The following is a 23,419-nucleotide window of genomic DNA, read 5'->3' as shown; positions in this document are numbered from 1 at the left end:
TCACATAACGCACGAGAAAGGAGACAACAGACATGAAACCAGCCCTCAAATCCGCGCTCAAGGCGGTCAGCGCAGGCGCCGCTGCATGCTTCGCGCTGAGTGCGTCGGCGGCCACGGTGACGATCGCGACGCTGAACAATCCGGACATGATCGAGCTGAAGAAGCTGTCGCCCGAATTCGAAAAGGCGAATCCGGACATCAAGCTGAACTGGGTGATTCTCGAAGAAAACGTGCTGCGTCAGCGCGCCACGACCGACATCACGACCGGCAGCGGCCAGTTCGACGTGATGACGATCGGCGCATATGAAACGCCGCAGTGGGGCAAGCGCGGCTGGCTCACGCCGCTCACGAACCTGCCCGCCGATTACGATCTGAACGACGTCGTGAAGACGGCCCGCGACGGCCTCTCCGCCGGCGGCCAGTTGTACGCGCTGCCGTTTTACGTCGAAAGCTCGATGACGTATTACCGCAAGGACCTGTTCGCGGCGAAGGGCCTGAAAATGCCCGATCAGCCGACTTACGAGCAGATCGCGCAGTTTGCCGACAAGCTCACCGACAAAGCCAACGGCATGTACGGCATCTGCTTGCGCGGCAAGGCGGGCTGGGGCGAAAACATGGCGTATGGCACGACCGTGGTGAACACGTTCGGTGGCCGCTGGTTCGACGAAAAGTGGCACGCGCAACTCACTTCGCCGGAATGGAAGAAGGCGATCACGTTCTATGTCGATCTGTTGAAGAAGAACGGCCCGCCGGGAGCGAGCTCGAACGGCTTCAACGAAAACCTGACGCTGATGTCCTCGGGCAAGTGCGCAATGTGGATCGACGCGACGGTGGCAGCGGGCATGCTGTACAACAAGCAGCAGTCGCAGATCGCGGACAAGGTCGGTTTTGCCGCGGCGCCGGTGGCCGTTACGCCGAAGGGTTCGCACTGGCTGTGGGCCTGGGCGCTCGCGATTCCGAAGTCCTCCAAACAGGCTGACGCGGCGAAGAAGTTCATTACGTGGGCCACGTCGAAGCAGTACATAGAACTCGTCGCGAAGGATGAAGGCTGGGCATCGGTGCCGCCTGGAACGCGCCAATCGACGTACGCGCGCCCCGAGTACAAGCAGGCCGCGCCGTTCGGCGACTTCGTGCTGAAGGCGATCGAAACGGCCGATCCTGATCATCCGACGGCGAAGCCCGTGCCGTACACCGGTGTGCAATTCGTTGGGATACCTGAATTCCAGTCGTTCGGCACCGTTGTCGGTCAAAGCATCTCCGGCGCGATTGCCGGTCAGATGACGGTCGACCAGGCGCTGGCAGCAGGCCAGGCGACCGCGGATCGCGCAGTGAAGCAGGCCGGATATCAGAAGTAACGAAGAGTGAATCGGAAAGCGCGCCACTGGAGTTACGTGACGCGTGCCGGCTGACGCCCGTCAGCCGGCTCACGCAGCACAGCGGGCCGTCACGGCCGCGCATACGCCGCAACGCCGCCTCGTCTTCATAGCGATATGGCGATTCATGCGGTTCGTGCCGCCCGCGCATTACCGAACAGGTGGTCAATCATGCGTCCTCTGCGCCTGCCTCTCATGCATGCCCATCCTCAGACAGAAAAAGAACGCGAAGTCCGTAAAGCCAATTCCGCGCGCTGGCTCGTGTCGCCGTCGGTCGCGGTGCTGCTGCTGTGGATGACGATTCCGCTCGCGATGACGATCTGGTTTTCGTTCTCGCGCTACAACCTGTTGAATCCGGACCTGAAGGGTTTCGCCGGTTTCGACAACTATCAGTTCCTCGCCAGCGATCCGTCGTTCGGCCCGTCGATCGGCCATACGTTGCAACTGATCGTGTCGGTGCTGGTGATCACGGTGGTCGGCGGCGTGCTGATGGCGATCCTGTTCGATCGCAAGTTCTACGGCCAGGGCGTCGCGCGGCTGCTAGCCATCGCGCCGTTCTTCGTGATGCCGACGGTGAGCGCGCTGATCTGGAAGAACATGATTCTGCATCCGGTCTACGGCCTCGTCGCGAGCGGCATGCGCGCAATCGGCCTGCAACCGATCGACTGGTTTGCCGAGTATCCGTTGACTGCGGTCATCATGATCGTCGCGTGGCAATGGCTGCCGTTCGCGTTTCTGATTCTGTTCACTGCGATCCAGTCGCTCGATCAGGAGCAGAAGGAAGCGGCGCGGATCGACGGCGCGGGACCATTCGCGATGTTCTTCTACATCACGCTGCCGCACCTGAAACGCGCGATTGCCGTGGTGGTGATGATGGAGACGATTTTCCTGCTGTCCATCTTCGCTGAAATCTATACGACGACCGGCGGCGGTCCGGGCACCGCGACCACCAACCTGTCGTACCTGATCTATTCGCTCGGCCTGCAACAGTTCGACGTCGGTCTCGCCTCGGCGGGCGGCATTCTCGCCGTCGTTCTGGCCAATATCGTGTCGTTCTTCCTCGTGCGGATGCTCGCGAAGAACCTCAAAGGGGAGTACGAAAAATGAGCCAGGTTGCCTCTACTCCGGCGTCGACCACGGCGCCTATGACCGTGCCGGCGAAGTCGCCGTTCACCGCGATCCGCCGCGGCATTCCCGGCGTGATCGCCTGGCTTGTCGCGCTGCTACTGTTCTTCCCGATCTTCTGGATGACGATCACCGCATTCAAGACGGAACAGCAGGCGTACTCGTCTTCGCTATTTTTCACACCGACGTTCGACAGCTTTCGCGAGGTATTCGCGCGCAGCAATTACTTTTCGTTCGCGTGGAATTCGATCCTGATCTCGGTCGGCGTGACGGTGCTGTGCCTGATCCTCGCCGTGCCCGCCGCATATGCGATGGCGTTTTTCCCGACGCGCCGCACGCAAAAAGTGCTGCTGTGGATGCTGTCGACAAAGATGATGCCGTCGGTCGGCGTGCTCGTGCCGATCTATCTGCTGTGGAAAAACAGCGGCTTGCTCGATACGGTGTCCGGTCTCGTGATCGTCTACACGCTGATCAATCTGCCGATTGCGGTGTGGATGTCGTTCACGTACTTCGCCGAAATTCCGCGGGATATTCTCGAAGCGGGACGTATAGACGGCGCGGCGACCTGGCAGGAAATCGTCTACCTGCTGATGCCGATGGCGCTGCCGGGGCTCGCTTCCACCGCACTGCTGCTCGTGATTCTTTCGTGGAACGAAGCATTCTGGAGCATCAACCTGTCGAGTTCCAACGCGGCGCCGCTCACAGTTTTCATTGCGTCTTACTCGAGCCCTGAGGGCCTCTTCTGGGCCAAGCTGTCCGCCGCTTCGCTGCTGGCGGTGGCGCCGATCCTGATCGTCGGCTGGCTCTCGCAGAAGCAACTCGTGCGCGGCCTCACGTTCGGGGCGGTCAAATGACGGCAGGCACCAGTGCAGGGAATTTCGCGCTGATCTGCGATTGCGACGGTGTATTGATCGACAGCGAAGCGGTGGCTACGCGCGTGCTCGTACATGAGCTCGAAGCGCGCTGGCCGGGCGCCGATATCGAGCCGGTCGTGCTGCCGCTCCTTGGGCTGCGCATCGAAAGAGTGCTGGAGGGCACGGCGATGCAACTCGGCAAAAGCCTCGGCCTCGACGACATCGATGCGATTCGCCGGTCTGTGGAAGCGGCGGCGATGCAGGCGCCGGCAGTGCAGGGCATCGAGCAGGCGCTGGCGCAGGTGCCGCTCGTCAAGGGCTGCGCGAGCAACAGTTTTCGGCCTTACGTGGAGACCGTGCTTGCGCGTACCGGCCTCGTGAGGTTTTTCGGCGACCGTCTTTTTTGCGCCGATAGCGTGGCCAATCCGAAGCCCGCGCCCGACGTCTATCTGTCGGCGGCGAAGGGTTTGCGGCTCGCGCCTTCGGCCTGCCTCGTGGTCGAGGACAGCGTGACCGGCGTCACGGCGGCGAGCGCGGCGGGGATGACGGTGCTGGGCTTCATCGGCGGCGGTCATGCGAGCGACGCGCAGATCGACAAACTGCATGCGGCCGGGGCGCGCCATGTGTTCGACGACATGCATCAGTTGCCGGAACTGGTCGCGCAGTGGACGTTGAGCGCGACCGCCGCGGCGCCGTAAGCGCGGGCGACCAAATGCACGACGAACGTGCGACCGACACAGCAGCAACGCGCACGCAACGCAAACGCGAAAGCAACGCAAACGCATAAGCAACGTGTGGCAATAGACAAGCAACGCACAGCATTACACGGAGACACATCATGGCAAGCGTAACTCTGCGCAATATCCGGAAGGCCTACGACGACACCGAAGTGATGCGCGACATCAACCTCGACATCGCGGACGGCGAATTCGTCGTGTTCGTGGGTCCGAGCGGTTGCGGTAAATCGACGCTGATGCGAATGATCGCCGGCCTCGAAGATATCAGCGGCGGCGACCTCACTATCGACGGCACGCGCATGAACGACGTGCCGCCCGCGAAGCGCGGCATTGCGATGGTGTTCCAGTCGTACGCGCTGTATCCGCACATGACGCTGTACGACAACATGGCGTTCGGCCTGAAACTCGCCGGCACGAAGAAGCCGGAAATCGACGCGGCCGTGCGCAACGCAGCGAAGATCCTGCATATCGATCATCTATTGGACCGTAAGCCCAAGCAGCTATCGGGTGGTCAGCGCCAACGCGTCGCGATCGGCCGCGCGATCACCCGCAAGCCGAAAGTGTTTCTGTTCGACGAGCCGCTGTCGAATCTCGACGCCGCGTTGCGCGTGAAAATGCGGCTGGAATTTGCGCGCCTGCATGACGAACTGAAGACCACGATGATCTACGTGACGCACGATCAGGTCGAAGCTATGACGCTCGCCGACAAGATCGTCGTGCTGTCTGCGGGCAATCTCGAACAGGTCGGCAGTCCGACCATGTTGTATCACGCGCCGGCCAATCGTTTTGTCGCCGGCTTCATCGGCTCGCCGAAAATGAACTTCATGGAAGGCGTCGTGCAATCGGTCACGCACGACGGCGTGACGGTGCGCTACGAAACCGGCGAGACACAGCGTGTCGCGGTGGAACCGGGCGCGGTCAAGCAGGGCGACAAAGTGACCGTGGGCATCCGCCCCGAGCACTTGCATGTCGGTATGACGGACGACGGCGTATCGGCCCGCACGATGGCCGTCGAATCGCTCGGCGACGCGGCGTATCTGTATGCGGAGTCGAGCGTCGCGCCTGACGGTTTGATCGCACGCATTCCGCCGCTTGAACGTCACGCGAAGGGCGAGACGCAAAAGCTCGGCGCGACGCCCGAGCATTGTCATCTGTTCGATAGCGAAGGCAAGGCGTTCCAGCGCAAGATCGTCGAAGTATTGGCGGCTTGACGATGGCAGGAAGGCGCGAGCGCCGCCTTCCTGCTTTTTGTTTCAATGGTCAATGGCACGGTGGCGTGCGGCGTGCGGCGTGCGGCGTGTGAGTCCGCGCTGAGTGCACGCCACACTCAAACACGCCGGGAGCCCTTCAAGCCTCGAGAGCCGCCCGCGCGCACAGTTCGTCGGTAACGAGCCCCGACAGCCAGCCGCCCTTGAGCACCGCGATCAGTGCTTCGCGCTTACGCTTGCCGCCCGCAAAACCAATGGTCGGCCGCTGCGGCGGCGAATCGATTTCAATGCTGGTCACGCGCCGGCCGGTCGGCGATTCGACACGGGCACCGGCTGCGTCGATGGGGAGTCCCAGCATTTCGGCCACTGCGCCGTTCTGCATCAGTTCTTTCACTTCCGCCGACGTAATGAAGCCGTCCTCGTGCAGCGGGCATTTCGGCCCGATATTGCCGATGCCGACGAACGCGACGTCCGCCTGCGCCGATAGCGATTCGACGATCCGATACAGCCGGTGATTGCACCACTGCGCGCGTTCGGCCTCGGTATCGGCGATCAACGGCGCGGGCAGCAGAAAGTGCTTGCCTCCGGTCTTCTCCGAAATGTGCAGCGCGACGTCATAGCGGTTCGAGGAGCCGTCCTGAGCGATGGCCCCGACCATCGATACCAGCCGGTGCTGCGGACGGTCTAGCTGCGCGATCTGATCGACCGCGGCTTTTAGCGTCCGGCCGCTGCTCACCGCGACGACCATTGGCTTTTCTTCGGTGAGGTAACGTTCCATCACCTGCGCGCCCGCGACCGCGAGCTTGCGGTCGACTTCATCGGGCGTGTCGCTGTCGATCGGCACTACCTCGCACATGGCGAGACCATAGCGTTTCGACAGCTGATCGGCGAGCGACAAACAGTCCGCCAACTGGTGATCCACACGTACGCGGATCAGATTTTTTTCCACCGCGAACGCGACGAGCCGTTGCGCGACCGGGCGCGACACCTGCAGCTTCTCGGCGATCTCGTTCTGGGTATTGCCCGCGACGTAGTAGAGCCACGCGGCGCGGGTAGCAAGATCTAGTTTTTCTGTGGACTTGGGCACGGTGACGATTCGCTTGAAGGGCGCCGATGATGGCAGCCGGCGCTCGCCTTCACACGCCGCCAGCTGCGGATTGCGCTGTTGCTATGCGTTCAGGCGAGCCGCTCGCGCGCGGGGTCGAATAGCGGCCGCACATGACGGTACAGCGCACGATACGCGTCTAGCCGTGTCCGCAATTCAGCGTGACGGCGCGGGTTCGGCGTGAACTCCTTTTCGATCGGCGGTTTGCTGAGTACGGTCGCCGGATCGCCGCCCGCCGCGAGCCAGCCGAGACGCGCCGCGCCGAGCGCCGCACCGGTCTCGCCGCCGCCGTGCTTGCGCGTCGCGGTGTCGAGCGCGTCGGCGAGCAACTGTGCCCAGTAATCGCTGCGTGCGCCGCCGCCGAGCAGCGACAGCGCCTTCGCTTCGGTGCCGGCTGCGCGCAGCGCGTCGAGGCCGTCGGTCAGTGCGAGCGTCACGCCTTCGAGCACCGCATAGCCGAGCAGCGCACGATCCGTTGCGTGATTCATGCCGAAGAACACGCCCTGCGCATACGGGTCGTTGTGCGGCGTGCGCTCGCCGGAGAGGTATGGCAAGAAGAGCGGCGCGGTGTTGAGCGCGTCTGTGGGCAGTGCTTCTATTTCAGCGAGCAGCGTGGGTTCGTCGGTCGAGGTGAGCTTGCAGACCCAACGCAAACAGCTTGCCGCCGACAAGACCACGCTCATCTGATGCCAGCGGTCTGGAATCGCGTGGCAGAACGCGTGCACAGCGGAAGCAGGATTCGGCCGGAAGCTGTCGCCTACGACGCACAATACGCCGGACGTGCCGAGCGACACGAAACCGTCGCCCGGCTGCGTCGCGCCGATGCCGATTGCGCTCGTTGCGTTGTCGCCGCCGCCGGCCGCGACGATCACGCCGTCGACCAGACCGTATTCGCGCGCGAGTTCCGGCAGCAACGTGCCGGACGGCGCGCTGCCTTCGGCAAGGCTCGGCATCTGCGCGCGAGTCATGTTGCAGGCCGCAAGCAGCGAATCGGACCAGTCGCGTTTTGCGACGTCGAGCCAGAGCGTGCCGGCTGCATCCGACGGATCGGAAACCTTGCCGCCCGTCAGTTGCAGACGCAAGTAGTCTTTCGGCAGGAGCACACACGCGGTACGCGCAAAGATGTCGGGTTCGTGACGCGCGACCCACAGCAGTTTCGGCGCGGTGAAGCCCGGCATGGCGAGATTGCCTGCGACGCTATGCAGGTCTGGCGCGCGCTCCGTGAGCTCGGCGCATTCCTTGTCGCTGCGCATGTCGTTCCAGAGAATCGCGGGTCGCAGCACGCGGTCCTCGGCATCCAGCAGCACGGCGCCGTGCATCTGCCCCGAGAGGCCGATGCCGCGAATCTGCGCGAACTCGTCCGGGTGTTTCGCGCGCAATGCGGCGAGCGCACTCCGCGTGCCGGCCCACCAGTCTTCAGGATTCTGTTCCGCCCAGCGCTGATGCGGACGCGAAACCGTGAACGGAGACCCCGCTGTGCCGATCACGCGTCCGTTGGAGGCGAGCAGCAGGACTTTCACTTCGGACGTGCCGAGGTCGATGCCGAGATACATGGGCGGAAAGCCTTCGTCGTTAGAGATGCGCTACTTTAGCCGCACACGGCGCGCGGTGCCATGCGCATTAAGCCTGGCACCGCGCGTGAATCGAACGTGGATGTACGGTGCTTCTTACGCGTGCGCACGTTGGGCGAGCCACACGTCGACACGCGCCAATGCCCCGGCCAAAGCGGATTCCAGCTCCGGCGTCTGCGCCATGCTGCCCCACAGCAGGCGGTCTGCCGCGAATGCCTGCAAAGGATCGGGCGCGGCGAAGAAGCCGCGCGCGACGCGCTCGTCCATCACGCCGTCCTGATACGCGTAGGGCAGCGTGCCTGCCTGCCAGCGCTCCAGAAAGCGGAAGAACAGAGCCGGCAGCATCGCGGTGGCTGCCGGCGTGACGCCGCGCTCGAAACATTCGGCGAGCGTCGGCGCGATGAAGCCAGGCAGTTTCGAAAAGCCGTCGGCGGCGACGCGCTGGTTCGTGTCCTGGATATAAGGATTCCCGAAGCGTTCCAGCACGACATCGCGATAACGCTCCAGATCGAGCGGACTCGGCGACAGGCATGGGATCACGTCTTCGGTCACGTAGTCGAACGCGAACTTGCGAATGTCTGCGTCTTGTGTGCCTTCGTGGATGTAGTTCAGCCCCACCAGCGTCCCCGCCCACGCAATGCAGCTATGCGTCGCGTTGAGTATGCGGATCTTCGCTTCTTCGTAGGGCAGCACCGAGTCGACCAGTTCGGCACCGACTTTCTCCCATGCGGGACGGCCCGCTATGAAGCGCTCTTCGATCACCCATTGAATGAACGCTTCGCCCATTACCGGGCAGGCGTCGTCCACGCCCGTCGCGGCCTTCACGCGTTCGCTCACGTCAGGTGTCGGACGCGGCGTGATGCGGTCGACCATCGAGCTTGGACACGCGGTATTGTCGTCGAACCATTGCGCCAGATCGTCCGCGCCGCGTAGTTCGAGAAACGCGCTCATGCCCGCATGAAAGCGCTCGCCGTTGCGCCGCAGGTTGTCGCAGGTTTGCAGCGTGACCGGACCCGCGCCGTTTTTCATGCGCGCGTGGAGAATCGCCGCGAGCGCGCCGTAGATGGTGGTATGTCCGCCTTTGAGGTCGGTCGAGAGATCGGCGTTGGCCGTGTCGAGCTGGTCATGTTCGTCGAGGTAGTAGCCGCCTTCGGTCACCGTGAACGAGATGATCTTGCAGGCCGGATCGGCTCCGGCTTCGATCAGCGCGTCGAGGCTTTCGGTCCACGGCACGACGCGCTCGATCGAGCGGATCGTCTCGTACGCACGTTCGCCCTGAGGCGTGACGGTTTCGAGCGTATAGACGCCGTCTTGCGCGGCCAGCGCTTCGAGCACCGCGTTCATGTCGCTGCGGATATTGCCGACGGTGAGCGACCAGTGCGGTTCGCCCGGCAGCTTCGCTTCGTTCAATCTGTGGAGATACCACGCCTGATGCGCGCGATGAAACGATCCCGCGCCGATATGCAGGATCACGTGTGCGGCCGCGCCGCTATCTTGCCCGCTGCTCATTGTGCGTCTCCATGTATCTCGCTCGCGCGGCTCGTTGCGCGCGTCTTTTCTTCGGTTAGAGCATTTGCTCTGTATGTGAGCGAATGATCGTACCCGGCGAAATGAAAGTCAAGGCGACTGCACAGGGTTTTCGTGGCGCAGCGCGGCGCCGCGTGGTTGCGTGACCCGTTGAATGACCGGGCGACGCGCTTCGTCGCAGGTTTTTGCATTGCATCATTCTTGACGCTGAACCCGTCATGACTTACCCGAGTGCAAAAAAGTATCGGTCCGCAGTCTCATTTTGAGTGGTGGCTTGCGCGTTTGGAGGCTACTTTTCGCTGTACAAGATGAAGACGAGCGGCATCCTCGTGAGCCGCATCATGGAGGCAGACAGTGCAACCCGATCTGGAGATCGTGGCCGTACGCCGCGACGAGTCGTTCAAAGTGTGGTCGCACGGCTATCCGTATCGCACGGTACGCTGGCACTTTCACCCGGAGTACGAGATTCATCTGATCGTGGCGACCACGGGCAAGATGTTCGTCGGCGATCACATCAGCAGCTTCGCGCCGGGCAACCTCGTGTTGATGGGCCCGAACTTGCCGCACAACTGGGTTAGCGACGTGCCCGAAGGCGAGAGCATTGCGCAGCGCAATCTCGTCGTGCAGTTCGGCCAGGAGTTCGTGTCGAGCTGCCTTGAAAGCTTCCCCGAGTGGCGTCAGGTCGAGGCGCTGCTTGCCGACTCGCGCCGCGGTGTGTCGTTCGGCGCCCGCACGAGCGCCGCGATCCAGCCGCTCTTCCTCGAATTGCTGGCGGCGCGCGGACTGCGCCGTCTCGTGCTCTTCATGTCGATGCTCGGAATCCTGATGACCGCCCAAGATCGCGAGACGCTCGCGAGTCCCGCGTATCAGGCCGACTCAACCGGCTGCGCAGCGACGCGCATCAATCATGTGCTCTCGTATATCGGCAAGAACCTCGCAAACGAGTTGCGCGAATCGGGTCTCGCACAACTGGCCGGTCAGAGCGTGAGTGCTTTTTCGCGTTATTTCCGCCGGCATACGGGCTTGCCGTTCGTGCAATACGTGAACCGCATGCGCATCAATCTCGCATGTCAGTTGCTCACCGATAGCGAGCTCAGCGTCACCGACATCTGCTTCAAGGCGGGCTTTAGCAACCTGTCGAATTTCAACCGGCAGTTTCTCGCGGTGAAAGGCATGGCGCCTTCGAGGTTCCGCCGCTATCAGCAAATGAACGACGCGAGCCGCGATGCATCGGTAGAAGCCGCGGCGCGCGGTGCGGGCATCGACGATGCGCCCGCCATCGTGCTCGCGCCGGGTCTGCCGCGTCCTGCCGCCTCTGCTTATCCGCCAACGTAACGCCGCCTATGTAGTTCATACCGCCGAGCTTGTCAGCCAGGCGTTCTGCTTCACCCGTGTTTCAACACGTATCGCGCTGTCCGACGGCAGCGTGACGGACGTGTTCACTTCAAGAACGGAGACAACCATGACGCAAACCACCATCAAACACGCATCGTTGAATACTTTCGCGCGGCGCGGCGCGGCGCGGCGCGGCGCGTTGTTCGCGGGCCTCGCATTGAGCCTGTCGGTCATCGCGGCGCCCGCCGCGCAGGCCGCGCCGCTAAAGATCGGCATGACGTTTCAGGAGCTGAATAATCCGTACTTCGTGACCATGCAGAAGGCGCTCAACGACGCGGCCGCGTCGACCGGCGCAACGGTGATCATTACCGACGCGCATCACGACGTGAGCAAACAGGTGAGCGACGTCGAAGACATGCTGCAGAAGAAAATCGACATCCTGCTCGTGAATCCGACCGATTCGACCGGCATTCAATCGGCGGTGACGTCGGCGAAGAAAGCGGGCGTCGTGGTCGTCGCGGTGGATGCGAACGCGAATGGTCCCGTCGACTCGTTCGTCGGCTCGAAGAACTTCGACGCCGGACAGATGGCCTGCGAGTATCTGTCGAAGTCGATTGGCGGCAGCGGCGAACTGGCGATTCTCGACGGCATTCCGGTCGTGCCGATTCTCGAGCGCGTGCGCGGCTGCAAGGCCGCGCTTGCGAAGTCGCCGGGCGCAAAGCTCGTGGATACGCAGAACGGCAAGCAGGAACGCGCGACGGCGCTCTCGGTGACCGAGAACATGATCCAGGCGCATCCCAATCTGAAGGGCGTGTTCAGCGTGAACGACGGTGGATCGATGGGCGCGCTTTCGGCGATCGAGTCATCGGGTAAGGACATCAAGCTGACGAGCGTGGACGGCGCGCCTGAAGCGATTGCCGCGATCCAGAAGCCGAATTCGAAATTCGTCGAGACCTCCGCGCAATTTCCTGCTGACCAGGTGCGCATAGCACTCGGCATCGCGTACGCGAAGAAGTGGGGCGCCAATGTGCCAAAAGCGATTCCCGTCGACGTGAAGATGATCGACAAGAGCAACGCCAAGGGTTTTAGCTGGTAAGCCGAATGCCCGCTGCCGCGCTTCTATTGGTGATGCGCGCGGCGGCGGGCAGTGATGGAGCACCCGATGGACACGATACTCAAGCTCGACAACATCACCAAGAGCTTTCCCGGCGTGAAGGCGTTGCAAGGCATTCACCTCGAGATAGCACGCGGCGAGATTCATGCGCTGCTGGGCGAAAACGGCGCGGGCAAATCGACGCTGATGAAAATCTTGTGCGGCATCTATCAGCCGGACGAAGGCACGATCACGATCGAAGGCGAGCCGCGCCACTTCGCGAACTATCACGATGCGGTGGCCGCGGGCGTCGGCATCGTATTCCAGGAATTCAGTCTGATTCCGTATTTGAACGCCGTGGAGAACATGTTCCTGGGCCGCGAAATGAAGAACGGCCTGGGTCTGCTCAACCGCGGCAGGATGCGGCGCGCGGCTGCGGAGATTTTCGGGCGGCTTGGCGTTTCGATTGACCTGTCGGTGCCTATTCGCGAGCTCTCGGTCGCGCAGCAGCAATTCGTCGAAATCGGCAAGGCCTTGTCGCTCGAAGCGCGCATTCTGATTCTCGACGAACCGACTGCGACGCTCACGCCTGCCGAAGCGGAGCATCTGTTTGCGATCATGCGCGACCTGAAAAAGCAGGGCGTCGCGATGATTTTTATCTCCCATCACCTCGAAGAAATTTTCGAAGTGTGCGACCGCATCACGGTGCTGCGCGACGGCCAGTATGTGCATGACGGAAGTTGCGCAGTCCGACGTAGGCCGCCTCGTCGAGATGATGGTGGGGCGCCGCATTGAAAGCAGCTTTCCGCCGAAGCCGCCGTTGCGGCCCGACGCGAAAATCGTGCTGGACGTGCAGAAGCTGCAACTGCTGAAAGACAGCCCGATGCTGCAATTCACGCTGCGCGAAGGCGAGATTCTCGGCTTCGCCGGACTGGTCGGTTCGGGCCGTACCGAAACCGCGCTCGCCGTGATCGGCGCCGATCCGGCCTACGTGAAGGAGGTTCGCATCAACGGCGATGCTGCGAAGCTGTCCGATCCGGCCGATGCGTTGCGTGCGGGCGTGGGCATTCTTCCAGAAAGCCGCAAGACGGAGGCGCTGATCACGGACTTCTCGATCAAGCAGAACATCTCGATCAACAACCTCGGCAAGTATCGCTCGCTGCGATTCTTCATCGATCAGCGCAGCGAAGCGCGCGCGACCGCCGACATCATGAAACGCGTGGGTGTGAAGGCGCCGACGATGCACACCGAAGTCGCCACGCTGTCGGGCGGCAACCAGCAGAAAGTGGTGATTGCGCGTTGGCTGAACCATCACACCAACATCCTGATCTTCGACGAACCGACGCGCGGCATCGACGTCGGCGCGAAGTCGGAGATCTATTTGCTGATGCGCGAACTTACTGCGCGCGGCTATTCGATCATCATGATTTCGTCCGAACTACTGGAGATCGTGGGCATGTGCGACCGCGTCGCCGTGTTCCGCCAAGGCCGCATCGAAGCGCTGCTCGAAGGCGACCGAATCGACTCTAACGCCGTGATGACCTATGCAACCGCCGGCACTCGTGGAGCCCAGCATGAACACGCCTAATCCTTCTTCATCGCCGAAAACATCGACCGTGAGTAGCGATACGCCCGGCGCGCCGGTCCGCTTTACATGGGCCGCGTTGAAGCGCTCCACGCTGTTCTATCCGTTCATCGGACTACTCGTTGTCTGCATCGTGATGGTGTTCGCGAGCGACAGCTTCCTCTCCGGCGCGAACATCGAGAACGTGCTGCGTCAGGTGTCGATCAACGCGATCATCGCGGTCGGCATGACGTGCGTGATTCTGACTGGCGGCATTGATCTGTCGGTGGGCTCCGTGATGGCTCTGGCAGGCACGCTGGCCGCCGGTTTGATGGTGGCCGGCATGAATGCGCTTGCTGCGTTGGCGGTGGGCGTCGCCGTCGGCCTCGGCTTCGGCGCGGCCAATGGGTTTTTCGTCGCGTTCGCCGGCATGCCGCCGATCATCGTCACGGTCGCAACCATGGGCATCGCACGCGGTCTTGCCCTGATCTACACAGGCGGTTATCCGATCGACGGTTTGCCCGACTGGGTCAGCTTTTTCGGCAGCGGCAAGATTCTCGGCATTCAGGCACCCGTGGTGATCATGGCGGTGATCTACGTCATCGCGTGCGTGTTGCTGGAGCGCATGCCGTTTGGCCGCTACGTGTATGCGATCGGCGGCAATGAACAGGCGACGCGTCTATCCGGCGTGCGCGTAGCGCGCGTGAAATTGATCGTCTACACGATCGCAGGTTTGACGTCCTCGTTCGCCGCCATCGTATTGACAGCACGTTTGATGAGCGGCCAGCCGAATGCGGGCGTGGGTTTCGAACTCGACGCCATTGCCGCCGTGGTAATGGGCGGTACTTCGACTTCAGGCGGACGCGGCTCGATCATCGGCACGCTGATCGGTGCGCTGCTGCTCGGCGTGTTGAACAACGGGCTGAACATGGTCGGCGTGAATCCGTATGTGCAGAACGTGATCAAGGGCGGAATCATTCTGCTCGCGATTTACATTAGCCGTGACCGTAGAAAGTAAGGCTCAATTCCCCATCTGATCTCCACTTCAGGCAGGATTTGCAATGACGAATCAATCCACATCATCCGACCAGCAGAACATGACCGCGATTGTTTGCCACGCACCGAAGGACTATCGCGTGGAACAGGTAGCGAAACCGCGCGCAGGAGCGCACGAACTGGTGATCCGTATCGCGGCGTGCGGCATCTGCGCGAGCGACTGCAAATGCCATTCGGGCGCGAAGATGTTCTGGGGCGGTCCAAGCCCGTGGGTCAAGGCGCCAGTGATTCCGGGTCACGAATTTTTCGGCTTCGTGCAGGAACTCGGTGAAGGCGCGGCCGAGCATTTCGGCGTCAAGGTCGGCGACCGTGTGATTGCGGAGCAGATCGTGCCCTGCGCGAAGTGCCGCTATTGCAAGTCGGGCCAGTACTGGATGTGCGAAGTACACAACATTTTTGGCTTCCAGCGCGAAGTCGCGGACGGCGGCATGGCCGAGTACATGCGTATTCCGCCGACTGCGATCGTCCACAAGATTCCCGACGGCATTTCACTCGAAGACGCCGCGATCATCGAACCGCTCGCGTGCGCGATTCACACGGTCAATCGCGGGGATTTGCAACTGGACGACGTCGTCGTGATTGCCGGCGCGGGGCCGCTCGGATTGATGATGACGCAAGTCGCGCATCTGAAGACGCCGAAGAAGCTCGTGGTGATCGATCTCGTGGAAGAGCGCCTCGCGCTTGCGCGCGAGTACGGCGCGGACGTGACGATCAATCCGAAAAATGACGACGCGCTCGCGATCATCCATTCGCTTACCGACGGCTATGGCTGCGACGTATATATTGAAACGACCGGTGCACCGGTCGGCGTGAATCAGGGCATGGATCTGATTCGCAAGCTCGGGCGCTTGGTCGAGTTCTCGGTGTTCGGCGCGGATACCACGCTCGATTGGTCGGTGATCGGCGATCGCAAGGAACTCGACGTGCGCGGCGCGCATCTCGGGCCGTATTGCTATCCGATTGCGATCGATCTGCTCGCGCGCGGGCTCGTCACGTCGAAAGGGATTGTCACGCACGGCTTTTCGCTGGAAGAATGGGATGAGGCGATCAAGATCGCCAATTCGCTCGATTCGATCAAGGTACTCATGAAGCCGCGCGCCTGAGCTTACGCCTGGGTGGAAACCGGAGCGGCATATAAACGGAGACTGTATGGATCACGTCATCGGCGTGGATATCGGCACGCAGAGCACGAAGGCGCTGCTCGTGGATCAACATGGCGCCATCGTCGCGCACCATGCGTCGAGCTATCAGCCGGATACGCCCAGGCCGCTATGGGCGGAACAGTGGCCCGCCGTGTGGTTCAAGGCGGTCACGGAATGCATTGCCGCGTGCGTTGGCAAGGCGAAAGAGGCGGGCGTCGCGGCGAATTCCATCAAGGCCGTGTGCGTGAGCAGTCTGTATGGCGGCTCGGGCATTCCAGTAGATAGCGATATGCGCCCGCTCTATCCCTGCCTGATATGGATGGACCGGCGTGCGACCGATCAGGTCGAGTGGGTGCGCAACAACATCGACCTCGATCGGCTTTACACGATCACCGGCAACGGCGTAGACAGCTACTACGGCTACACGAAGATGTTGTGGCTGCGCGATCACGAGCCGGACGTATGGGCGCAAACGCGTTATTTCCTCCCGCCGAATGCGTATGTGATCTACATGCTGACCGGCGAGATTGCGGTCGACCACAGTTCCGCGGGCAATATCGGCGGCATCTACGACATTGCGAAGCGCGACTGGTCGGACGAGGCGCTCGACATGCTGGGCATTCCCGCAACCATGATGCCGGAGCGCCTCGTCGAATCGTCGGAGGTAGTGGGCGGCCTGCTGTCGCAGTGGACCGAACAGTTGGGGCTCGCGGCAGGCACGGCGATTGTCGCGGGCGGTGTGGACGCAGCCGTCGCAACGTTCGCGGCCGGCGTGAGCCGCGCGGGGCAGCATGTGGCGATGATCGGCACGAGCATGTGCTGGGGATACATCAATCAGACGGTGGACGCCTGTCATGGATTGATCAGCATGCCTCACGTTTTTAACGGCCAGCGCGACATTTATGTATTCGGCGGTGCGATTACCGCGGGGGCGTCCGTGGCCTGGTATCGCGATCAGTTCTGCCATGCGGAAATCGAAGCCGCGCGCGCGACGCCTCATGGCGATCCGCATCGGCTGCTAGAAGACAACGCAGCGAAGGTGCCGGCTGGGTCGGATGGCGTGATGTTTCTGCCGTATCTGATGGGCGAACGCAGTCCGGTCTGGGACGCGAAGGCGAGCGGCGCATTCGTTGGCCTGAGTCTGTTTCACACGCGGGCGCATCTTTATCGCGCGGTACTCGAGGGCGTGTCGTTTGCGTTGAAGCACAACATAGAGGCGGGCCGCAAAGGCGCGCAGTCGCTGGAGGACAAGCTGGTCGTGGTTGGCGGCGCGGCGCATTCTGACTTGTGGATGCAGATCATCGCCGACATCACCGGCTATCCGGTCTACACCATCGAGCAGGAAGTGGAGGCGGCGATGGGCGCCGCATTGCTCGCGGCGCTGGGCGTCGGACTCATTTCTCAGGAAGCGGCACAGGGAGGATGGGTCACGCTGATCGAGCGGGCGCAGCCGGACGCCGCGCGAATGGCGCTCTACGAACAGCGTTTCGGCATATACACCGATCTCTATCCGGCGTTGAAGCCGGTCATGCATCGTTTGCAAACATCATGAATGCTACTTTCGATTTTTCTGGCCGCTCGATACTGGTGACGGGCGCTTCGAGCGGAATCGGCCGGGCGACGGTCGAGATGTTGTGTGCTTGCGGTGGGAATGTCGTGGCGGCGGCGCGCAATGTCAACGAGCTTGCGCGCCTCGCCGAAGAGACCGGCTGCGAGCCGTTGATGCTCGACGTAAGCGATGAAGCTGCAATCGACGATGCGTTTGCGTCGCTCGGTCCTTTCGACGGCCTCGTGAATTGCGCGGGAATCGCGTTGCTCGAGCGAGCAGTGGATACCACGGCCGCGAGTTTCGATCGCGTGATGGCAGTGAATACGCGCGGCGCGGTGCTGGTTGCGAAGCACGTGGCGCGGGGGATGATCGAGGGGAAGCGGGCTGGGAGCATCGTCAACGTGTCGAGTCAGGCGGCGCTTGTGGCGCTCGACGACCACCTGAGTTATTCGGCCTCAAAAGCGGCGCTCGATGCAGTGACGCGGGGTTTGTGTATCGAATTGGGGCCGTTCGGGATTCGGGCTAACAGCGTTAATCCCACTGTCACGTTGACACCTATGGCCGTGCAGGCCTGGAGCGATCCAGTGAAGCGGGAGCCTGCTCTTAAGGCTATTCCTCTTGGGAGATTCGCTGAGCCCGTCGAAGTGGCTTCGGTTGTAGCGTTTTTGTTGAGTGATGCGGCTTCGATGGTGAGTGGGGTTGCGTTGGCTGTTGATGGGGGGTTTACCGCGAGGTGATTTTTTTGGGCTTGTGGTTTTGACACGGCGAACCCATCGGCTTGGCCTCGGCGTGCGGTCGAAAGATCGCGGGTGATAAGGAAGTTGCTATGAGAGCCGTCAGGTCGACCCGCGCGGCGGCCGATACGCATGCGAATAAGACTGGTCTGAAAAGTAGAGGCGAATGCTCGACGCATATTGCCGTACCTCCGAAATGCGATGCTCGGGAGCCTTGATACGGATGGCTGCTCGGACATCTCACTCGTCGCCAGTTGAAAATCGCACATACAAATTCGCAGTATCTGATGCAGCCGGACAATTGCCTGTCAGAGGGAAATGGCTTGTCTGATGCATCATGTGTTTGAAATGTTTACTCCCCCACTGCGAACGGTTACGTATGCATTCCAACTGCCTGGCTGGAAAGCGTGGCTGCGAAGATTGGGAAAGCCTGGTGGTCGCAAACACTGACCTAGATGGCGATAACATCGCCGCTATCTATACGCCCTATCAACCTTGAAGTCCTGCAGTGCTGACGCTCGTTTAGCGCTCCTGCAGCGGCCAGGAGCGCCGCGTCTTGCACCGGCAGAGCGATTTTCGAAATGTTCAACTTTCCCGACAGTACCTCGGCATCGGTAGACCGGAATGATCTGCTAGCGCGCGCAGATGCCGGCTTTTCCGCGATGCGGATCCAAGAGGCGGCGAGTGGCTACCGTCAGCTGCTCAGACTGAATCCGCACGACGTGCACGCGCTGCACCGCATGGGTTTGGTGTGCGTGCACGCGAATGAAATTGTTGAGGCCGACAACTATTTGACGCGCGCTGTGGACGTCGATCCCGCGCGAGCCGATCTGTGTGAACATGCAGGCCTGATTGCCGCGATGAAGGGTGAGTACACACGCGCGGAGGCTCTTTATCATCGCGCGTTGCAGCTTGCTGGAAGTACTGTGACACTGCATCGCAATCTCGGCGATTGCCTGCGACTGCTTGGGCGCCTGATAGAGGCGAGAGCGCACTATCGGGCGGCTCTGTCGATCGAGCCGGACCTCCATCATTCGGTGCGAGCTATCGCGCGCATAAGCACCGAGCTTGAGGAAACGGATGATGCCGCCGACTATTGGTCGCTGGCATGGTCGCTCGACTCGTCATCGCTGCAGGACGGGCTGGATCTGATCGTGGCATTGGGGAAAGCCAAACGGACGGCATTTGTGAACCAGGTAGTTGCGCAGATCGAAGAGCGTGAAGCGACCAATGCGCAGGCGTTGCAGGAACTGTGTCTTGCGCTATACAAGATCGACCATTTTGCCGACATGCTAAATGTCGCCCGGCGTGGGCTCGCGCTCGATTCGCAACGCGTCACGCTCCATCACTTTGCGGCACATGCACTGAGCGTGCGAGGCAACGTTGCAGATGCATTGGTTCACAGTAGGCAAGCGGTAGGGCTTGCGCCTGATGATCCGGTATTGCAGTGTCAGCTTGCATGTCTCGAGTTGAGTGAAGGTGACTTCAGGAACGGCTGGATGCGTCGCAATGTGATTTATTCAACGCCGCTAGCGCACGCAACCCTCGTTTTTCCGGACTTTCCGTTGTGGGGTGGCGAAGCGGTTGCGGGGTGCCTATTCCTGCTCGTGGGCGAGCAGGGGCGCGGCGACGAAATCCAGTTCCTCCGCTTTGCCGAATGGCTCCATCAGCAGGGTGCAATCGTCGACGTGATGGTTAGCGAGCCAATCGCCGGAATCGCAGCCAGCATGAGTTCCGTGCGCTCGGTTTATACGTACACCCCGCCCGGTCCGTACGACTACTGGAGCCATATGCTGAGGATGCCGGAGCATATGAAGCTTGACTTGCCTATGCTCCCCATCGCCATCCCATACATTTCGGCACCGCCCCGCCATAGTGATCATTGGCGCGAAATAGTCGATGCAATGTCGCCGCCAGCCCCTCCTGATGACAACGTGCGAATTGCCATCGTGTGGGCGGGCGGTCCGCACACTGCTCTGAATCGATTTCGGTCTATTGGTATCGAGACTTTAAAACCGCTGTTGGCGCTTCCTCGGACCACATGGTTCTCGCTGCAAAAAGGCGAGCATGAGCGAGATAGCGAAGCCTTCGCGAACGAGTTTAAGGTGCACACGCTCGGCCCAATCATTGAAGACTTCACCGATACGCTTGCGATCCTTGAGACTCTCGACCTGGTCATTACCGTCGATACGGCCGTCGCTCATCTTGCCGGGGCGGCCAATGTGCCTGTGTGGGTGCTCTTGCCCGCGTATGCAGAGTTTCGCTGGCTGACGGGGCGAAGCGACAGCCCTTGGTATCCGTCAATGAGGCTGTTCCGGCAGCAGGAGCTTGGGCAATGGGCACCGGTAGTCGCTGAAGTCCTGGAAGCTCTGGGGGCCGCGCTGAACCGCTACTCGAAGCAGCGTAATCGAGTAGTTCGGGAACTCTTTTGGCCACGCGTCGAGGTGAGCGAGCGCCACATATAAATCTGAATTTTCCGAATGCCTTTTCCTCCCAAACCAGGAGAAATGCAGGGCCGGTCTGATAGCCGGGCGAAGCTGACGTACTCATACTCCGGAATCTGGAATCCAGTAACGGACGGCTATAGCGATGAGAGACGCACACCGCAGGAACCCGGAAGACCAGGCGCAGGGGAGCCCGCATGGCCGAACATTTTTGTCGCATTGCGCATCCGTGCTCCGCCGATTACTGCACTGATGAGGTCCGCTCGATGCATGGATGCGCCGCTCGGTCCGCGCATGTGCACCGGTGACGGAACCTGGGGCGTGCATCTTTTGATCCGACCGTGACACACGTGGCGCTTTCTTCAGAGAACGTTGAGCGTCTGTGGGCCGAACCTTGGCGCTACGAGCTGCTCCTGCTGTACGCAACCGGCGACGACCCTGGCTCAGTGCAGCAGGAGACCTCCATGCGCTCGATACAGCGCGGCCTGAATGGCCGGCCACTGCATCAACTCATTCTGGACGAAGGAGACGCATGCTGAAGTTTTCGACCCAACGCACTATCACGGCCAGCGGTGCGGCCTTGCCGAGGTCGCCGTCGGGCGAGCCCGCACTGGTGCTCCTATCGATCCGCGGCGAGGAAGCCCTGTCGGAAATCTACACGTACGCGCTGGACATGGTGACGCCGGACGACCTCGACATGCTGGCCGACGACGCGGCGAACCTCGACCTGCGCGACATGATCGGCAACGAACTGACGGTGAGCATCCAGCTTGAGGGGATCAGCCGGTCGTCGGGCCCCGTGTGGGCAAGGAATATCGGCAGCGGCACGCGAGAGATCAGCGGCATCGTCACGAGCGCGCGCTTTGTCGGGCAGCAGGACCGGCTCAGCCACTACCAGCTCACCTTGCAACCGTGGATCTTTCTGGCGGACCAGCGCTCGGACTACCGGATTTTCCAGCGCAAGAACGTGAGAGACATCATCCGCGAGGTGTTGCAGGCCTACCGGTACACCTGTGCGTGGCGCACCAGCCGGATCTACCCGCCACTCGACTACCAGGTCCAGTATGGCGAAACGGACTTCGCCTTCATCCAGAGGCTGATGCAGGAAAACGGCATCTACTGGTTCTTCGAACATTCGCAAACCCACCACACGATGGTGTTCGTGGACCATGTGGGCGCGCACAGACCGGTGGACAGCGAGGCGTATCACACGCTCGCGTACTACCCGCCGGGACACAAGATCGACGCCGAGTATATCGACGCGTTCGATATCGCGCAGACGCTGCAGTCAGGCGTGTGGACAACCAGCGACTATGACTTCAGGCAGCCGGAGGCGAATCTCGCGGTTCGCAAGGTCCAGCCGCAGGAGACGGTGGACAACGATCTGACGCGCTACGAGTGGCCGGGCGACTACACGGACCCGGCCGAGGGCGCGAAGCTCGCGCAGATCCGCATCGAGGAAATTTTTGCGCGCGGCGAGCGGGCAGAGGGCCGTGGCAGCGTGCGCAATGTCGTGTGCGGGACGAGTTCCATCTGGAGAACCATCCGTACCGCAAGGCGAATCGGGAATACATGGTGATCCGCGCGAAGCTCGACGCCGAGGAGACGGCGCAATCCTCCGGTTCGGGCGTCTACCGGTTCCGCACTGAGTTCACCGTGCAGCCGGCGACCAATGTGTTCCGCCCGGCGCGCACGGTCCCGAAGCCGCGTACGACCGGCCCGCAACCCGCCGTGGTGACGGGCTTCGACAGGAACGTCGTGTCCACCGAACCGTATGGTCGCGTGACGCTTAAATTCCGCTGGGACAGGTCACCGAACCGGGACGCTAACTCATCGTGCTGGGTGCGGGTGATGTCGCCATGGGCGGGTAACGGGCACGGGAGCATCAGCGTCCCGCGTGTGGGCACGGAAGTGATCGTGGATTTCATCAACGGTGACCCGGACCGGCCGTTCGTCATCGGGCAGGCCTATAACGCTAACAACATGCCGCCGTGGCCGTTGCAGGGTAACCACATTCTTTCGGGCATGCGTAGCCGCAGCCTGAAAGGGGGCGGCTCGAACCAGTTCGTCGCGGACGACACGCCGGGCGAATTGCAGGCGCAGGTGACGAGCGACCAGGCGAATTCCCGGCTGGTGGTGGGCTACAACACACGCATTGTGCCCGGCGAGGGACGCAAGCAGGCGCGCGGCGAGGGTGTCGAGATCGCCACCGACGCGCACGGCGTGATCCGGGCAAACAAAGGCCTGCTGATCACCACGGAAACGCGCAACGGTGCGCAGGCCCCCGCGAAGGACATGGGCGAGACGGTGCAGCGGCTCACGCAGGCGCGCGAGCAGCATGAAAGCCTGGCTGGACTGGCGCAGCAGAACCAGGCGCAGGACCCGGACAAAGATCAGAGCGATGTCACGAAGGTCATCAAGGCGCAGAACGATGAAATCAGGGGGCGAGCGGCAACAACGAAGGCCACTTCCCCGAACTGGCCAGGCCGCATCTGGTTCTCGCCAGCCCTGCCGGTATCGAGACCACCTCGGCACGATCCACACATGTTGCGAGCGGTGAACATATTGGGTTGACCAGTGGCGAGCATGTGAGTGTGTCAGCTGGCGGACGGCTGCTCGCAAGCATCAGGAACGGGATCAGGCTGTTCTGCGTCAAGGCGGGCATGAACCTGACTGCCGCCGGCGGGGACATTGATCTGAAGGCGCTGAAAGACAGCGTCAACATTCTGGCGAAACTGAACATCACACACACCGCCAACCGGATCACGATCACCGCGAAGGACGAGGTGGTGATCAACGGTGGCGGTAGTTATACCCGGTGGCAGGCGGGCGGTATTGAGACTGGAACCAACGGTAGCTGGGTGGTGCATTCAGCAAGCAGGAGTTTGTCCGGTCCAAAAAATCTGCCCGTTGCAATCCCAATGCTACCGAAGGATGTATGCATTGAATGCCTGCTCAAGCGTGCGGCAAGTCGCTCTGCACTGGTCAACAAGGGAACTTGA

Annotated in this window: 18 protein-coding genes and 2 pseudogenes; 17 read left to right on the top strand and 3 right to left on the bottom strand. The window is 61.7% G+C overall.

Annotated features, from left to right (window positions below; genetic code table 11):
* The first annotated feature begins 32 nt into the window (after window positions 1-32).
* The 5 genes from RW095_RS31875 (at window position 33) to RW095_RS31855 (ending at window position 5,300) form a co-directional block, all read left to right on the top strand.
* Window positions 33-1,355, top strand: a complete 1,323-nt coding sequence (locus RW095_RS31875; protein ID WP_317019948.1) for an ABC transporter substrate-binding protein — start codon at window positions 33-35, stop codon at window positions 1,353-1,355.
* Between the two features lie 189 nt (window positions 1,356-1,544).
* Window positions 1,545-2,480 (top strand): carbohydrate ABC transporter permease, encoded by a 936-nt coding sequence (locus RW095_RS31870; protein ID WP_317019947.1) that lies wholly within the window; start codon window positions 1,545-1,547, stop codon window positions 2,478-2,480.
* A gap of 38 nt (window positions 2,481-2,518) precedes the next feature.
* Window positions 2,519-3,352, top strand: coding sequence for a carbohydrate ABC transporter permease (locus tag RW095_RS31865; protein ID WP_317022750.1), 834 nt, complete (start codon window positions 2,519-2,521; stop codon window positions 3,350-3,352).
* Complete coding sequence (locus RW095_RS31860; protein WP_317019946.1) at window positions 3,349-4,050, top strand: HAD family hydrolase; 702 nt, start codon at window positions 3,349-3,351, stop codon at window positions 4,048-4,050. Before RW095_RS31865 ends, RW095_RS31860 begins: the two co-directional genes overlap by 4 nt.
* 140 nt (window positions 4,051-4,190) lie before the next feature.
* Window positions 4,191-5,300 carry an ABC transporter ATP-binding protein gene (locus tag RW095_RS31855; RefSeq protein ID WP_288825263.1) on the top strand — a complete coding sequence of 370 codons (1,110 nt, stop codon included), beginning with the start codon at window positions 4,191-4,193 and terminating at the stop codon, window positions 5,298-5,300.
* Window positions 5,301-5,436: 136 nt separating this feature from the next.
* Here RW095_RS31855 and RW095_RS31850 read toward each other — a convergent pair whose 3' ends face one another.
* The 3 genes from RW095_RS31850 to dalD all read right to left on the bottom strand — a co-directional run bounded on the left by RW095_RS31850 (window position 5,437) and on the right by dalD (window position 9,482).
* Window positions 5,437-6,384: a sugar-binding transcriptional regulator gene (locus RW095_RS31850; RefSeq protein WP_128587498.1), complete on the bottom strand. Its 948-nt coding sequence runs from the start codon at window positions 6,382-6,384 to the stop codon at window positions 5,437-5,439.
* Window positions 6,385-6,473: 89 nt separating this feature from the next.
* Entirely contained in the window at window positions 6,474-7,955 is a 1,482-nt protein-coding gene (gene xylB, locus RW095_RS31845) for a xylulokinase (protein ID WP_317019945.1), read from the bottom strand.
* Window positions 7,956-8,069: 114 nt separating this feature from the next.
* The gene (gene dalD / locus RW095_RS31840) at window positions 8,070-9,482 is read right to left on the bottom strand and encodes a D-arabinitol 4-dehydrogenase (protein WP_317019944.1); all 1,413 of its coding nucleotides are present in this window, start codon (window positions 9,480-9,482) and stop codon (window positions 8,070-8,072) included.
* Window positions 9,483-9,854: 372 nt separating this feature from the next.
* Here dalD and RW095_RS31835 point away from each other — a divergent pair, with 372 nt between their 5' ends.
* From RW095_RS31835 to RW095_RS31780, 12 genes and pseudogenes are all read left to right on the top strand, one after another.
* The gene (locus RW095_RS31835; protein WP_317019943.1) at window positions 9,855-10,835 is read left to right on the top strand and encodes an AraC family transcriptional regulator; all 981 of its coding nucleotides are present in this window, start codon (window positions 9,855-9,857) and stop codon (window positions 10,833-10,835) included.
* A 127-nt stretch (window positions 10,836-10,962) separates the two neighbouring features.
* Window positions 10,963-11,931 (top strand): substrate-binding domain-containing protein, encoded by a 969-nt coding sequence (locus RW095_RS31830; RefSeq protein ID WP_317019942.1) that lies wholly within the window; start codon window positions 10,963-10,965, stop codon window positions 11,929-11,931.
* Window positions 11,932-11,997: 66 nt separating this feature from the next.
* Window positions 11,998-13,516 (top strand): annotated as a pseudogene (locus RW095_RS31825) (sugar ABC transporter ATP-binding protein).
* Entirely contained in the window at window positions 13,503-14,510 is a 1,008-nt protein-coding gene (locus RW095_RS31820; protein ID WP_317019941.1) for an ABC transporter permease, read from the top strand. Before RW095_RS31825 ends, RW095_RS31820 begins: the two are co-directional and overlap by 14 nt.
* Window positions 14,511-14,553: 43 nt before the next feature.
* The gene (locus tag RW095_RS31815) at window positions 14,554-15,651 is read left to right on the top strand and encodes an alcohol dehydrogenase catalytic domain-containing protein (RefSeq protein ID WP_317019940.1); all 1,098 of its coding nucleotides are present in this window, start codon (window positions 14,554-14,556) and stop codon (window positions 15,649-15,651) included.
* 46 nt (window positions 15,652-15,697) lie between these two features.
* Window positions 15,698-17,242, top strand: coding sequence for an FGGY-family carbohydrate kinase (locus RW095_RS31810; protein ID WP_317019939.1), 1,545 nt, complete (start codon window positions 15,698-15,700; stop codon window positions 17,240-17,242).
* Entirely contained in the window at window positions 17,239-17,976 is a 738-nt protein-coding gene (locus RW095_RS31805) for an SDR family oxidoreductase (RefSeq protein WP_317019938.1), read from the top strand. The genes RW095_RS31810 and RW095_RS31805 overlap by 4 nt, the downstream gene beginning before the upstream one ends.
* A gap of 719 nt (window positions 17,977-18,695) precedes the next feature.
* A complete protein-coding gene (locus RW095_RS31800; RefSeq protein WP_317019937.1) occupies window positions 18,696-20,438 on the top strand; it encodes a tetratricopeptide repeat protein in 1,743 nt (580 codons plus the stop codon).
* Window positions 20,439-20,767: 329 nt separating this feature from the next.
* Complete coding sequence (locus RW095_RS31795; RefSeq protein ID WP_317022646.1) at window positions 20,768-20,956, top strand: hypothetical protein; 189 nt, start codon at window positions 20,768-20,770, stop codon at window positions 20,954-20,956.
* A pseudogene (locus RW095_RS31790) lies at window positions 20,950-22,475 on the top strand (type VI secretion system Vgr family protein); the annotation flags it as partial. The gene RW095_RS31795 and the pseudogene RW095_RS31790, both read left to right, overlap by 7 nt.
* A gap of 33 nt (window positions 22,476-22,508) precedes the next feature.
* Window positions 22,509-22,991 (top strand): type VI secretion system Vgr family protein, encoded by a 483-nt coding sequence (locus RW095_RS41590; protein ID WP_394365227.1) that lies wholly within the window; start codon window positions 22,509-22,511, stop codon window positions 22,989-22,991.
* A complete protein-coding gene (locus tag RW095_RS31780; RefSeq protein WP_317022749.1) occupies window positions 22,895-23,419 on the top strand; it encodes a DUF2345 domain-containing protein in 525 nt (174 codons plus the stop codon). The genes RW095_RS41590 and RW095_RS31780 overlap by 97 nt, the downstream gene beginning before the upstream one ends.

It is taken from the genome of Paraburkholderia kirstenboschensis, from assembly GCF_032806925.1.
Classification (GTDB): domain Bacteria; phylum Pseudomonadota; class Gammaproteobacteria; order Burkholderiales; family Burkholderiaceae; genus Paraburkholderia; species Paraburkholderia kirstenboschensis.
This window is presented reverse-complemented; position numbering and strand designations above follow the sequence as displayed.